General features: G+C 57.3%; 11 protein-coding genes. 6 read left to right on the plus strand and 5 right to left on the minus strand.

The genetic code is table 11. The features are described from left to right. The first annotated feature begins 321 nt into the window (after positions 1 to 321). From C1N62_RS19750 to C1N62_RS19775, 6 genes are all read left to right on the plus strand, one after another. Complete coding sequence (locus C1N62_RS19750) at positions 322 to 1167, plus strand: GNAT family N-acetyltransferase (protein ID WP_240775835.1); 846 nt, start codon at positions 322 to 324, stop codon at positions 1165 to 1167. 180 nt (positions 1168 to 1347) lie between these two features. Continuing rightward, positions 1348 to 2505 (plus strand): ABC transporter substrate-binding protein, encoded by a 1158-nt coding sequence (locus C1N62_RS19755; RefSeq protein WP_137765442.1) that lies wholly within the window; start codon positions 1348 to 1350, stop codon positions 2503 to 2505. Further along, the gene (locus C1N62_RS19760; protein ID WP_137765443.1) at positions 2441 to 4555 is read left to right on the plus strand and encodes a TonB-dependent siderophore receptor; all 2115 of its coding nucleotides are present in this window, start codon (positions 2441 to 2443) and stop codon (positions 4553 to 4555) included. The genes C1N62_RS19755 and C1N62_RS19760 overlap by 65 nt, the downstream gene beginning before the upstream one ends. A 378-nt stretch (positions 4556 to 4933) precedes the next feature. Next, positions 4934 to 7240, plus strand: a complete 2307-nt coding sequence (locus tag C1N62_RS19765) for a pesticin C-terminus-like muramidase (protein ID WP_137765444.1) — start codon at positions 4934 to 4936, stop codon at positions 7238 to 7240. Then, entirely contained in the window at positions 7237 to 7710 is a 474-nt protein-coding gene (locus tag C1N62_RS19770) for a lysozyme inhibitor LprI family protein (RefSeq protein ID WP_137765445.1), read from the plus strand. The genes C1N62_RS19765 and C1N62_RS19770 overlap by 4 nt, the downstream gene beginning before the upstream one ends. Before the next feature lie 190 nt (positions 7711 to 7900). Then, the gene (locus C1N62_RS19775) at positions 7901 to 8239 is read left to right on the plus strand and encodes a hypothetical protein (RefSeq protein ID WP_137765446.1); all 339 of its coding nucleotides are present in this window, start codon (positions 7901 to 7903) and stop codon (positions 8237 to 8239) included. Between the two features lie 223 nt (positions 8240 to 8462). Here C1N62_RS19775 and C1N62_RS19780 read toward each other — a convergent pair whose 3' ends face one another. The 5 genes from C1N62_RS19780 to C1N62_RS19800 are packed head-to-tail and all read right to left on the minus strand — an operon-like array spanning position 8463 to position 13436. Then, positions 8463 to 9128 carry an ABC transporter ATP-binding protein gene (locus tag C1N62_RS19780; protein WP_137765670.1) on the minus strand — a complete coding sequence of 222 codons (666 nt, stop codon included), beginning with the start codon at positions 9126 to 9128 and terminating at the stop codon, positions 8463 to 8465. Further along, on the minus strand, positions 9121 to 9972 hold the full coding sequence (locus C1N62_RS19785) for an ABC transporter ATP-binding protein (RefSeq protein WP_137765447.1): 852 nt from the start codon (positions 9970 to 9972) through the stop codon (positions 9121 to 9123). The genes C1N62_RS19780 and C1N62_RS19785 overlap by 8 nt, the downstream gene beginning before the upstream one ends. Further along, a complete protein-coding gene (locus tag C1N62_RS19790) occupies positions 9962 to 10819 on the minus strand; it encodes an ABC transporter permease (RefSeq protein ID WP_137765448.1) in 858 nt (285 codons plus the stop codon). The genes C1N62_RS19785 and C1N62_RS19790 overlap by 11 nt, the downstream gene beginning before the upstream one ends. Then, a complete protein-coding gene (locus C1N62_RS19795; RefSeq protein WP_137765449.1) occupies positions 10816 to 11868 on the minus strand; it encodes an ABC transporter permease in 1053 nt (350 codons plus the stop codon). The genes C1N62_RS19790 and C1N62_RS19795 overlap by 4 nt, the downstream gene beginning before the upstream one ends. Beyond that, a complete protein-coding gene (locus C1N62_RS19800; protein ID WP_137765450.1) occupies positions 11868 to 13436 on the minus strand; it encodes an ABC transporter substrate-binding protein in 1569 nt (522 codons plus the stop codon). The genes C1N62_RS19795 and C1N62_RS19800 overlap by 1 nt, the downstream gene beginning before the upstream one ends. Positions 13437 to 13678: the final 242 nt, after the last annotated feature.

Here is a 13678-nt window from a genome sequence, read left to right on the forward strand (position 1 = left end):
CGTTGTTATTGTCATGCCAGTAGGGGGGTGCCCCTGCTGTCGCCGTTGATGATTCCATTAAGGAGCCGGGCAGTGTAGTCGTGCCATCCGGGAGCGGCAAGCATTGATTGCCCAAATAGGTTTGTCACTTAAGTCACGTAATGTGATGATTAAGCCTCAGCCCACGAGTGACGCGTGAAGGGTATGCAAACCGAAAAATAATCTCTATTTTGGATGGTTGAGACTGGCTGCAACGGTGTGAACCTGCGCCCTTGGCCTGACAGCATGGCTTCAAGTGAGAGGTTGGTGCGCAAAGCGCCAGCATGATGTAAGGAGAGGACGATGCATTTTCGTGCAATGGAGCAGAGCGATCTACCTCAGGCGTGGACGCTATCACAACAGGTAAAGTGGCCACACCGGCTGGAGGATTGGCAGCAGGCGCTGCGCCTCGGGGAGGGCGTGGTGGCCGAGCAGGAGGGGCAGGTGGTGGGCACCATCCTCGGTTGGCGCTGGGGTGAGGCCTACGCCACCGTGGGGCTGGTGATTGTGGATGAGGCGTATCGCGGGCAGGGGATCGGGCAGCAGTTGCTGCTTGCCATGCTGGAGCGAATGCCCGGCTACACCGTGCGCCTTAACGCCACTGAGGCGGGCAAGGCGCTCTATGAGAAGTTTGGCTTCCACGTTACCGGTCTGGTGCAACAGCACCAGTGTGCCGCCCTCGGCGAAATCGCGCCGGTCGCCCCACTGGCAGGGCAGCGGCTGCGCCCGGCCACGGCAGAGGATGCGGATCTGCTTGCCGCGCTGGATCACCGCGCCCACGGCCTGTTCCGCCCGGCAATGGTGGCCACGCTATTGAACGAGGGTGAGCGTGTGTTGCTGCTGCAGGATGCCTATGGCCAGCCACAGGGGTTCGCCGGCCTGCGCCGATTCGGGCATGGTTGGCTTATCGGGCCGGTTATTGCCCATGATCCCCAGCAGGCGAGGGTGCTGATCAGCACGCTGATGGCCGATCTGGCGGGCGAGTTTGTGCGCGTTGACAGCGATCCGCGCCTTGGCCTGTGCAGCTGGCTGACAGGGCAGGGGCTGCAAGAGGTGGATAACCCCACCGTGATGGTCAAGGGTACGCCGTGGGTGCCCGCGCCCGGCACGCCGCAGGCGTTTGGCCTGCTGTCACAGGCGATGGGCTAAGCCGCGCCAGCTCACTGATTGATGCAAGAATCCCAGAATCCTGTAATCCCAGGATTCTGGGATTCTTTCTTTCTGCCCGCCATTAACTAATGAAATGAATAGTTTCCTCCCGGAATAGATTGTAAAAGCAAATGATATTGATTATCTTTTGCGACCTCTTTGATAGCCCGGATGGACCCCATGCGTTTTGCCGCTCTTTTGCTGCTGGTGGTAAGCCTCGGCAGCCACGCCAAACAGGTGACCGATCTGCTCGGCCGACAGGTCACCGTCCCAGATCACCCCCAGCGCGTTATCCTCGGTGAGAGCCGGATGCTCTACACGCTAGCCCTGCTGCAACCGGGTTATCCGGCAGCACATATCGCGGGCTGGCCAGCGGATTTGGCGAAGTATGACCCGCAGACCTGGGCGCAGTACCGGCAGGCATTTCCACAGTTGGCGACCATTCCGCAACTGGGCAGCGGCAGCGTCAATGACATCAGCGCCGAGAAGGTACTGGCGCTCAACCCCGATCTGGTGATTTTGCCGCGTCTGGCCAAAAGCACCGCCGGTAACGCCGCCTTCCTGCAACTGATGGAGCAGGCCCATGTGCCGGTGGTGGTGGTGGATCTGCGGGTAGATCTGCTTAACCATACCGTGCCGAGCGTGCGCTTGCTGGGCGAGATCTTCAACCAGCCGCAGCGCGCGGAGGCGTTCATCGCCTTCTACCAACACCATATGGCGGCGATCCAACAGCGGCTGTCGACCTACCAAGGGCCAAAAACCCGCGTGATGCTGCATCTGCACCTCGGTCGGCGCGACACCTGCTGCACCACCGCCGTCAATGGCAACCTTGGGCAACTGCTGGCCTTCGCCGGCGGGGAGAACATCGCGGCAGGTCAGGTGAGCGGCGTGTTCGGCGAGCTGAACCCGGAGAGCGTGCTGGCCGCCAACCCTGACGTCTATATCGCCACCGGCCTGGGCGAACCAGAGGGGGGGAGCCGCACGGTACGCCTCGGCCCGCAGGTGGCGGCGGCACAGGCCGCGCAGAGCTTCCAGCAGGTGATGGCAAAACAGCCGATCCTCGCGCAACTGCCGGCGGTGCGCGACGGGCGTGCCTATGCCCTGTGGCACAACTTCTACCTCAGCCCCTATCACGTGGTGGCCACCGAATATTTTGCCAAGGCGCTCTATCCAGCCTTGTTCAGCGATCTCAACCCACAACAGACATTACAAGACCTTTATCAGCGCTTTTTGCCGCTGACTTTGACAGGGACTTTCTGGAGCCAGTTACCCCATGAAAACCATCGCGACCTGCCTGTTGGGCAGCAGCCTGATCATTCCCACCCTCACTCAGGCTGAGGAGACCGGCGATACGCTGGTCGTCACGAAAAAAGCGGAAGAGACCGCAACCGCCAACACCGGTTCGTACCAGCCGCACAGCAGCGTAACCGCCACCCGCAGCGAGAGCCGCATCGTCGAGACGCCGCAATCCATTACCGTGGTGCCGAAACAGGTGCTGGAGGATCAGGATGCCAGCAGCCTCGATCAGGCGCTCTACACCGTCAGCGGCATTACCCAGTCCAACACCTTGGGCGGCACCCAGGATGCGGTGATCAAACGTGGCTTTGGCGACAACCGCGACGGCTCCATTTTGCGCGATGGGCTGCGCTCCATTCAGGCGCGTAACTTCACGCCGACCACTGAACGGGTGGAGGTGCTGAAAGGCCCGTCGTCGATGCTCTACGGCATGAATGAACCGGGTGGGATGGTCAATATCATCAGCAAAAAACCGCAGATGACGCCGCATGTGCATCTGGAAGGGCGCACCAGCAGCTTTGGCGGCGGTGGCGGCCAGCTTGACGTCACTGGCCCACTGGGCGGCGGGTTTGCTGGCCGGTTGATTGTCGATCACAGTGAGACGGATTACTGGCGCAACTTTGGCCGTACACGCCAGACCGTGGTGGCGCCCTCCCTGATGTGGGTGGGCGACAGCACGGTGGTGCGGCTCTCCTGGGAGCATATGGAGTATCTGGTGCCCTTTGATCGCGGCACGGTGCTGGACACCAACACCGGCAAGCCGGTCAATGTGCCGCGTGAGCGCCGTTTCGACGAAACCTACAACGCCACGCGTGGTGATCAGGACACCCTGACCTTCCAAGCCGATCAGGCGTTGAGCGAGAACTGGTCATCCCAGTTTACCTACTCCTTCAACCGCAACCGCTACAGCGACAATCAGGCGCGCGCCACCGCCTATGACGCCGACACAGGTATCCTGACGCGCCAGGCCGACTCGACGGCTGCCGCCAATGCCCGTACCCAGATCGCGCAACTCTCCTTAAATGGCGATGTTGATTGGGGGCGCGTCAACCACCAGCTGTTGATGGGCGTCGATTATGAGGCCGACCGCACCTACCGGGGCGACATGATCCGCGGCACCAAAACCAAGAACAGCCTGTTTAACGTCTATGATCCGGTCTATGGCCTGTTGGATACCAGCACCGCCGTCAGCGCCAAGGACAGCGACCAGCGTGAGAACATCGACAGCCGTGGGCTGTTTATGCAGGACGTGCTGCGTCTGGATGAGCACTGGCAACTGATTGGCGGCCTGCGCTACGACCGCTTCGACGTGATGGCCGGCAAGGGCCGCCCATTCGTCACCAATACCCAGAGTTCAGACAGCAAACTGGTGCCGCGCGTGGGCGTGGTCTACAGCCTAAATAACTGGTCGAGTCTTTACGCCAGCTATACCGAGTCGTTCAAGCCCAACTCCTCCATTGCCACACAGATTGGTGCGCTGCCACCGGAGCAGGGCAAGGCGTATGAGGTGGGCGCGAAAATTGACACGTCTAACGGCATTACCGGCACGCTGGCGCTATATGACATCCGCAAGCGCAATGTGATGGTGAGCGAGACGATTGGCGGCGAAACCTATACCCGCACCGCTGGGCAGGTGCGTTCACAGGGCGTGGAGCTGGATATGGCAGGCCAACTGACCCGTAGCCTGAGTCTGGTGGGATCGTATGCCTATACCGACGCACGGGTCAAAGAGGACCCAGAGAACCGTGGGATGCGGATGCCCAACACCGCGCGCCACACGGCCGCGCTGTTCCTGACCAATGATTTTGGCCATACCGGGCTGATTGCCAATGATGACCTGCGCGCCGGTGTCGGCGGTCGTTATGTTGGCAAGCGACCGGGCGACGCCGCCAACAGTTTCTGGCTGGATGACTACACGGTAGCCGACGCCTTTGTCGCCTGGCACACGCCCTACAGTGGCTACGATGTGAAGTGGCAACTGAACGTGAAAAACCTGTTCGACACCACCTACTACACCTCCAGCGCCAGCAACCTGCGTATCGCGATCGGCGATCCGCGCGAAGTGGTGCTCTCCGCCTCCGTTGATTTCTAATCCCCAAGGCCGGCAATAGCCGGCTTTTTTAGCAATGTATTTACACCACGCAAGTAGTTACAACATACTTTTAGTTTATTATTCAAAATCAACGATCACTTAATCTCCAGTGTAAAAGACAGTGCTGGGCAGCAATCACATTGACCGCTAGCTCACTTGGCGGCCGCTTTTCAGGTCACCGAAAACCCTGTTATGAGTGCTCTCGCTGGATTGCTGACCTATAGGGCTTAGCCAAAAAGCAGCCAACAACGCCCATTGTGTGCATGTCTCCGGAACAATGCGATGTTCAGTAACAACCTAGGCCATATAGGAAATTTTGGTTATGCCATGAACGGTGTATGATGGGCAAATAGCCATTAAAAGATTAAGGATAATGGAATGAAAATGGTATTTCCGGTTGACGGCTACCGTTCGGCAATAGGCTTCATGGCAGCCATGCAGGGCAGTGGGGGAGATACCCACTGGCTAATGAAGCAAGCAGAGCACTGGCATGGGGGGATTCACCTCTATGAAAGCTTTGCTGGCAACGCGATTTTCAAAACCGACAGTCATGGATTGAAATCTATGACCGATGGTCAGGTGGTTGTCTGGCGGCTGAATGACGATTATCAGACGGCGGCATTCGGGAAAAAGATGTTGAAATTCAGTTCCACCTTCGTACTCATCAAATCCACTTGTACCCCGGATAAAGACAAACCCGAAAACGCACTGGATTTCTATACTCTGTGGATGCAGATAGCCCCGCTATCTGAGTACGGTATCACAGACATGCCGATTGCCACCGTGACCGCCAGCTCGCTCAAAATTCGCCAGGACAACACGTTTCCCGGCTGGATACGTAGCGGACTAAAGGAAGGGGTCAACGTTCCCCGCGATGCGCTGCACCACTATGAAGTACCGCGAGATAGTCAGACGACGCTGCCACGTGGTGCCGTGGTGGAGATTAAGCAGGAGGCTTCATTCCTGCTGAACGGCAGGCCTGCCCCGTTTATCTTCGTGTCCGTGGTGTCGATACCGGAAGGAGCGAAAAGCGGATTATCTGCTGGGGAATCTGGCTGGATTTCCGGGCTGGATAAGTTTGTGAAGCTGCAAGGAGTTGCGCTGCCCGCATGGATGCAGGCTGCCCGCCAGCATGGTGTATTTAATCAGGTGGTGACAGTTTCCGGAGCAGATGCGCCGGTGATCAAGGCCGGAGAGCTTATAGGCCACCTGGGCCTTAATGAACATCCATATGGCGGCCCGCAGTACTTCTGCCATTTGGAGGTGTTCAGCCAGGATGCGCGGATGAAGAATTATCTGGCGAACAAAGCTGGAGTGACGACCGGTTCGGCAGAGCTGCACACGTTGGCAGATAAAACCCGCTGGATGTACAGGGAGCGTGATAAAACGTTTGTGGTGGCCGGCGTGAGCGGAGACCCTTCGCTCAGTACCGCAGAGCGTTACACGCCGGAAAGTGAGTGCCGGAAATTAGAGGCTGACGGCAAGACATGGTATTACATTCCTGCCGAACTGGCTTGGATGACAGCGGAAGATGTGGAGAGAGTTAATCAATTTGATCTCGAAAAGCGGGGCTTTATGCCGCTGGAGCAGGAGGATGCGCCGCAAAGTATCTTTCAAACCCCGAAAGAGGGATGGCTGCGCCAGATATATGGGCGGCTGGAAGCATTGGCCCGGAGTGAAACGCGGGATATGTATTCTTCGAGTTACATCGAGAAATACCAGAGACTGCTGAAACTGATGGATTTGAACAAGGATGGTGTGATTGATGCCGGCGAACTGTGGCGATTTTTGCATAACGCACAACCGCATATCCAATATCAAGTACAGCGTCTGGTGGTGAAACATCACAGCGAATGGTTGAAAGATGGGATGTCAGCCCTGTGGCAGGCTGCGCTGGATGAGCAGGCAAAGAAATACCCGGATCTGGCGCTGTATAACCGGGATTTCATCAACAAATTGGTGTGGATGCAAAATGTACCGGAGATCCGCAGCGGTGAAGCATTATGGCACATGCACCCAATTGTGTTTCTTGATGCTATTGCAGTAAAATTTAGTGAAACGTTCGACTTTGAAACTAGTTTGGGTATTTATAAAATATCTAAAAAATCAGCAGAGTTGATTCTAAAAGCAGAAGGATATCAAAAGCGCCCTTATGTACCTAAAGGTAGTAGTGCTAGTGGTGTTACAATTGGGTATGGCTTTGATTTAGGGCAACAAACTGTATCTAAAATGCGGGCTATGCTTTCAGGTTACTTTACTACGGAGCAGCTGACTCGACTAGAAAAGGCTATTCGGCTGACAGGAAGTGATGCAGTAGCTATTATTCCTTCGCTAGATGATATAACAATTAGCAAAGAGGATGCTGTATCTTTAGCGATGAAAATGAAATCAGAATATGCACAAATAGTTGTAGATACATATCCTGAGGTTTTAAACACTCATCCGCATTGCCAAGGTGCAATGCTTTCGTTAGTAATTAACCGCGGTACTTCCTTCACAAAACCAAGCGCTGAATCACGTGTGGAAATGAAAAATATACATGATGACTTTGTTTCAGGTGATTTGAATGACATTCCTAATCAGTTCCGATCTATGAAAAGGCTTTGGGTTGGTAAAGGTTTGGATGGGTTGATAACTCGAAGAGAAGATGAGGCTAAGTTATTTGAGGAAGGGTTGTCTCAATGAAAAGATTCTTACTATTGTCTTTAATCAGTTTTTCTACATTTGCTTATGAAAATTGTACGAGTGAAAATACAGCTGCATTGGAACAATGCTCCTACAATAACTACAAATTAGAAGATGGCACTCTTAATTATTTATACCAGAGTATAATCAAATCATTTCCTGCTATAAAAAATGAAGTCATGCATTCACAAAGATTATGGCTTAAAGCCAGGGATGAAATTTGTGCATATACCCCTGATGATGGCGCTGAGTATAAAATAAATCAAAATGCTTGCCTGTATCAGCAAACATATGAGAGAAATCGTGAGCTAAGTGCAATAATTACAAAAGAGGTTAATAGAGGTGTGAAGCAACCTATGACACAGCCTAAATGGGACGATTACATAAAATATCATTGCGAATTTATGGGCAAGCGGTTCTCAGACATCGAATGTAAAGATAGGAATCAGTTCCTTCATTCAGTTCAGTAAAAAATAGGGTTCTAGAAGAAAGGCTCTCCTTGAGAGTCTTTCTTCTAATTACCATGTATCACGAAGCCAGATTATCAGAAGCAATGTACCAAATGCTTACTGGAGGACACGCGCTGGCAGGGCCTGGGCACGTTAATAATCCAAATTATACAAGTGATTTGATGAGCCAAATGAACAAAGAGGGAATCTTATGAAGTCTGTATTGTTTTTGTCTTTGATCGCATCTTCATTTTTATCATGGGGAGGATGCGGCGATAAAAATAAATTGGCTGAACAAAAACAATCAATAGAGCCAACGGCACAATCAAACTATATAGTTAAGTATAAGCCAAGGGTGTATTTTTATAGTGCCCCTAATGAAGCATGTAAAATTAAAGATACCTTCATAATTAAGGGTGATGTGGTTAGTGTTTACGCTCAATATAACGGTTTTTCATCGGTTATGTTTTTCAGGAAAAATGGAGACGCTGTCATTGGCTGGGTTCGTTCAGATTCTATAGAACCGACGGGGCGGGGATCGGTCCGATAGAGTAATAGGAAAGGCTCCTAAGGATGACCTTAATCTTATTTTTAATGAGTAATCTCTGGCTTTGTAAACGACAGGGCCACATGAGCAGGTGGTTTTCAAAGGTTGAGAATCCGCCGCAACCTCCTTTGATCAAAAAAGAGTCTTGCCATAGGATGTCTTTCCGAGCAGACCCCACAAAAAAGGCGCAATTTGCATTGCGCCTGTGCTTCGTCGTTTTTGGGTGTTAACCAACAATCCGCCCGGCTGCCATGTGCACCGCGTGGTCACACATGTGGTCAATCACATCCGGGTCGTGGCTGACCAGCACCATTGTCAGCTTATCCTGCTGCTTCAGGTCATTAAGCAGGTTTAGCACTTCGGCCTGTACCGACATATCCAGCGCAGAGGTTGGCTCATCGAGCAGCAGCACTTTCGGTTGCAGCAGCAGGGCGCGCACAATGGCCACGCGCTGGCGCTGACCGCCGGAGAGCTGGTGCGGGTAGCGATCGGCCATCGCCGGATCCAGCCCCACATGGCGGAAGCCGTCATTGATGCGGTCATTCACATTGTCGAAGCCAAACAGCTTCAGCGGCTCCGCCAGCGTGCGGCGCAGGCGGTGGCGCGGGTGGAGCGAGGCGTAGGGATCCTGGAATACCATCTGCACCTCGCGGCGCAGGTCGCCAGTGAAGGCTTTGCCCGGCGTCGCCTGATGGCCAGCCAACTGCATCTGCCCCTCCCAGTGCGGGTTCAGCCCGGCCATCACCCACAGCAGCGACGATTTGCCGCAGCCGGAGGGGCCGACCAGCCCAAAACACTCGCCGGGTTGCACGGTCAGCGACACGTCATGCACCACGGTGCGCATCTCGTAACCCTGACGGTGTGACACGCTCAGGCCATTCAGATCAATGATTCCCACGGTCAGCCTCCAGAGCGGCGCGATCCAGCGTCGGCAGCGGCTTGCCATGCGTCGATTTGTTGGGGCGGCAGGCCCACAGCGTGCTGGTGTAGGGATGGGTCGCGAACGGCAGTTCGGCGGCCGGCAAGGCGTCAAGAATGTCGCCCTTGTACATCACCATCACCCGGTCACAGTGATCGGCCACCTGTTGCAGATCGTGGCTGATCAGTAGCAGGCCCATGTTGCGCTCCTCAACCAGCTTGCGGATCAGGCCGAGCACCTGATCGCGCATCGCGTGGTCGAGTGCCGAGGTCGGCTCATCGGCAATCAGGAACTGCGGTTCGGTGATCAGCGCAATCGCCAGCATCACGCGCTGTCCCATGCCGCCCGACAGCTGGTGCGGATAGCGCTTCATCAGCTCGCTCGGTTGCGGCAGGCCCACGGCGTCCAGCATCGCGCACACCTTCTCGCGGCGCTCGGCGCGGGAGAGGGCGCTGTGCAGCTTCAGCGGCTCCTCAACCTGCCAGCCAATGGTGCGCGTCGGGTTGAGGGCGTACTTAGGGTCTTGCATCACCATCGCGATCTGGTTGCCACGCAACTGGCCCCAGCGGCGTTCGCTCAGGTTCAGGATCGCCTCGCCGCCCACCGTCAGGGTGCGTGCCTGCACCCGCAGTGATGGCGAGAGCAGCCCCATCAGCGCGCGGGCGGTGAGGGACTTGCCAGAGCCGGACTCGCCCACCAGCGCCACGCGCTCACGGCCAAGGGAGAAGGTCAGGTCATTGACCAGCGGGGCGCCGCTGTCGGCAACGGAGATGCGCAGCCGGTCGGCTACGACCAGAGGGGCAGTATCAATGGCCATTACGGGTATCCAGTCGGTCACGCAGGCCGTCGCCTGTCAGGTTAAAGGCCAGGCTGGCGAACAGAATGGCGCCACCCGGTGCGGCGGCGACCCACCACTGGTCAAAAATCACTTTACTGCCTTCGGCCACCATCGAACCCCACTCCGCGGTCGGCGGCTGTACGCCCATGCCGAGGAAGCCGAGGCCCGCCGCCGACAGGATGATGCCACCGAGGCTCAGGGCGGCGCGAACCACCGCACTCGGCATACAGAGCGGCAGGATATGGCCGAACATCAGGCGCAGGCCGTTGATGCCCTGCATCCGGGCGGCGGCCAGGTAGTCACTGCGGCGCAGGGCCAGCGTCTCCGCCCGTGCCTGCCGCGCGAAGGGCGGCCAGCTGGTCAAGGCCAGTGCCAGCGCGCCATTCAGTAAACCGGGGCCGAGCATCGCCACCAGCGCCAGCGCAATCACCAGATTGGGCAGCGACATAAAGATGTCGGTAATGCGCATCAGCACACGCTCGGTCCAGCCACCGAGGTAACCGGCGCTGATGCCAATCAGCATCCCGACCGGGATGGTCAGCACCAGAATCAGCATCACCAGCAGCAGGGTGGGGCGAGTGCCATACAGCACGCGCGAATAGAGATCGCGGCCAAAGCCGTCGGTGCCAAACCAGTGCAGCGCCGAGGGCGGCAGCAGGCGCGCCGACATCTGTTGCGCGTTCGGATCAAAAGGCGCGAGCCAGGGCGCGAACAGCGCCACCAGCAGCAGCACTGCAATCAGGGTGCCGCCAACCGCCAGGGTGGTCACCCGGCGGCGACGGCGACGCGGGGTGAGTGGCTCCACGTCAGAGAGATGTTGCGTCATCGAGTCCTCGGGTCAGTCAGGTAGGTCAGGGCATCCGCCAGCGCATTCAGGATGATGAAGCAGGTGCCGATCAGCAGCGTGCCACCCAAAATCGCTGGCGCATCCGAGGCGAACAGCGCGGTGGTCAGGTAACGCCCGACGCCCGGCCAGGAGAAGACCGTCTCGGTCAGTACCGCACCCTCCAGCAGGCTGGCGTAAGAGAGCGCCAGCACGGTGATCAGTGTGCCCAGCACGTTCGGGAAGATATGGCGCAGCAGGATGCGGCCCCGGCTTGCGCCCTTGGCGCGCGCCAGCGTCACATACTCTTTGTTGCTCTCCTCCAGCAGGGCAGCGCGCAGCAGACGCGTAATGCTGGCCATCGCCAGCAGCCCGAGCACCACCACCGGCAGCCACAGGTGCGCCAGCGCGTTAAGGAACATCTCCCGGTCACCGGAGAGCCAGGTATCAATCAGCACGAAGCCGGTTTTTGGCTCCAGCGTATAGACGTAGAGATCATCCAGCCGCCCCGGCCCGGCTGACCAGTGCAGCACGGCATAGAACAGCAGCAGCCCGAGCAGGCCGAGCCAGAAGATCGGCACCGAGTAGCCGAGCAGCGACACCAGCCGCGCCACGTTGTCCAGCAGGCTGCCGGGTTTCCAGGCGGCGAGCAGCGCCAGCGAGATGCCAAAAATCGCGCCAAACAGGATCGAGCAGGTGGCCAGCTCCACGGTGGCCGGGAAGGTGCGCATCAGGTCGTCAAGCACTGGCTGGTTGGTGATGTGCGAAATGCCCATGTCACCCTGCGCCAGATGCTCAATGTAGTGGCCGAACTGCATCAGCACCGGCTGGTCGAGACCCAAATCGCGGCGCACCTGCTCATAGGTGGCTGCGCTGGCGTGATCGCCAGCGACTTGCAACACCGGATCGACCGGCGACAGGCGTGACAGAGCGAAGGTGAAGGCCAGCAGCCCCAGCAGGGTGATCGCCACCGACAGCAGGCCGGTCGCCACCCGGCTGGCACGGCGTAAAAACAGCCGGGTCGCCCCGGCTTCAGGATTTACTGCGGCCATTACTTGCTGACCTGATTGTAGTAAACCATGTCAGGGTTAATGCCCTGCACGTAGCCTTGCAGGTTGTCGCGCAGCGCCACCAGATTACGCGCCTGCAAACCGATCACGTAAGGTGAGTTCTTCTGCACTTCACGCTGCATGGCTTGGTACATCTCCACGCGCTTGGCCTTGTCGCTCTCTGCCGTGGCGGCCAGTACCTGCTTGGTCAGCTCAGGAATGTGCCAGTTGGAGCGCATCGCCAGCGTGGTGCTGCCATCTTCCGGGTTATAGGCAAAGGCGGCGGCGTTGGTGTTCGGGTCGAAGTAGTCCGCGCCCCACGCATTCAGCGTGGCCTCATATTTGTGTGCCTTGACGCTGGACGCCACCTCGGTACTGATGCCCGGCAGCAGTTCCACCTTCACGCCACCCTTGGCAAAGCTGGCCTGCAACGCCTGTGCGATGTCCAGATAGGGCGGCTGGTTGCTGACGGAGAGTTTGAAGCTGACGTTGCTCAGCCCCGCTTTCGCCAGAATCTCTTTGGCCTTCTGCGGATCGAAGGTATACGGGTTGTCATTCAGCGCGCCCAGGAAACCTTCCGGCAGGAAGGATTGGTGCACCTGGAACTGGCCCTTCAGCAGATCGTCGGCAATGCCGTGGTAGTCGAACAGGTAGCGGGAAGCCTCCCAGAATGCCGGGTTCTTCAGCGCTGGCGAGGCGTCGATGTTGAACTGCACGTAGTAAAGGGAGGCCATCGGGTAGGCAACCGGCTTGACGCCCGCCTTGCCCTTCAGCGCGGCCATCTGGTCAGCGCCCAGGTTACGTGCGATATCCGCATCGCCCTGCTCGAGCAGCAGGCGGCGGGCGGCTGGCTCCGGCACGTTCTTGATCAGCACGTTTTTCAGCTTCGGAGCACCCGCCGGTGAGGTCGGGTTGGCGGAGAGCAACAGCACCTCATGGGCGATGAAGCGGCGGATCTGGTAGGGGCCGCTGCCAGCAGAGTGAGAGATCAGCCACTGGTTGCCGTAGTCATTTTTCTGCTGGTGCGCCATCGCGGTCTTCTCATCAACGATTGAGGCCACCGGCGCAGAGAGCAGGCTCAGCACGTAGGTCGGGCTGACGTTGGCGCTCCAGCTCACCTGCACCTGATTGTCACCCACCTTTTTCAGGTTGGCGTCGACGTTCTCCGCCGTCCAGCCCAGCTGGGTCAGGATAAACGATGGCTCAAGGTTCAGCTTCACCACGCGGGAGAGGGAGAAGATCACATCCTCCGGGCGCACCGGGTTGCCGCTGGAGAAGGTCGCGCCGTCACGCAGGGTGAAGGTCATGCTGCGGTTGTCGCTACCCGGCTGCCAGCTGCTGGCGAGGGTCGGTTTGATGTCAGTCGGGTTTTGCGGGTCAGACTGCACCAGACGCTGGTAAAGGTTGGTGAATGCCTGCACGGAGGTCAGTTCAAAACCCTGCGCCGGGTCGAGGCTGCTGGCGTCGTCAATCGATTGGGCAATTACCAAGGTATCGGGCGGGGTCGCCGCCGAGACGGAAAATGAGGCCGCCAGGGCCAGGGCAATCAAGGTTGGGGCGTTGAATTTCATAGGTTTGCCTTAAGAGTGTTTTTCGCGAGTGTAGGTTAACTTAGGGTAGGGCAACCAGAACAATATTGGCTATGCTTATGCTTTATCGTTATATACATATCTAATATGAATATAACCTGAGCGATTCCCGTTTCAAGCCGTTGTTTTCTGGCCTGCGGCCGGTTTTGCCAGCCATTTTCAGACAATTGACGGCCTCTCTGATTTTTCTCTTGCCACCGGGCGCGCTTGCCGCCGCCCTCTGC

Source organism: Nissabacter sp. SGAir0207 (genome assembly GCF_005491205.1).
In the GTDB taxonomy this organism is placed as follows: domain Bacteria; phylum Pseudomonadota; class Gammaproteobacteria; order Enterobacterales; family Enterobacteriaceae; genus Chimaeribacter.

What these genes read in the sequence shown, in the direction of transcription:
- C1N62_RS19800 (WP_137765450.1), bottom strand. Translation starts at nt 13,436, where the DNA reads ATGAAATTCAACGCCCCAACCTTGATTGCCCTGGCCCTGGCGGCCTCA.
- C1N62_RS19765 (WP_137765444.1), top strand. Translation starts at nt 4,934, where the DNA reads ATGAAAATGGTATTTCCGGTTGACGGCTACCGTTCGGCAATAGGCTTC.
- C1N62_RS19760 (WP_137765443.1), top strand. Translation starts at nt 2,441, where the DNA reads ATGAAAACCATCGCGACCTGCCTGTTGGGCAGCAGCCTGATCATTCCC.
- C1N62_RS19770 (WP_137765445.1), top strand. Translation starts at nt 7,237, where the DNA reads ATGAAAAGATTCTTACTATTGTCTTTAATCAGTTTTTCTACATTTGCT.
- C1N62_RS19775 (WP_137765446.1), top strand. Translation starts at nt 7,901, where the DNA reads ATGAAGTCTGTATTGTTTTTGTCTTTGATCGCATCTTCATTTTTATCA.
- C1N62_RS19755 (WP_137765442.1), top strand. Translation starts at nt 1,348, where the DNA reads ATGCGTTTTGCCGCTCTTTTGCTGCTGGTGGTAAGCCTCGGCAGCCAC.
- C1N62_RS19795 (WP_137765449.1), bottom strand. Translation starts at nt 11,868, where the DNA reads ATGGCCGCAGTAAATCCTGAAGCCGGGGCGACCCGGCTGTTTTTACGC.
- C1N62_RS19790 (WP_137765448.1), bottom strand. Translation starts at nt 10,819, where the DNA reads ATGACGCAACATCTCTCTGACGTGGAGCCACTCACCCCGCGTCGCCGT.
- C1N62_RS19750 (WP_240775835.1), top strand. Translation starts at nt 322, where the DNA reads ATGCATTTTCGTGCAATGGAGCAGAGCGATCTACCTCAGGCGTGGACG.
- C1N62_RS19785 (WP_137765447.1), bottom strand. Translation starts at nt 9,972, where the DNA reads ATGGCCATTGATACTGCCCCTCTGGTCGTAGCCGACCGGCTGCGCATC.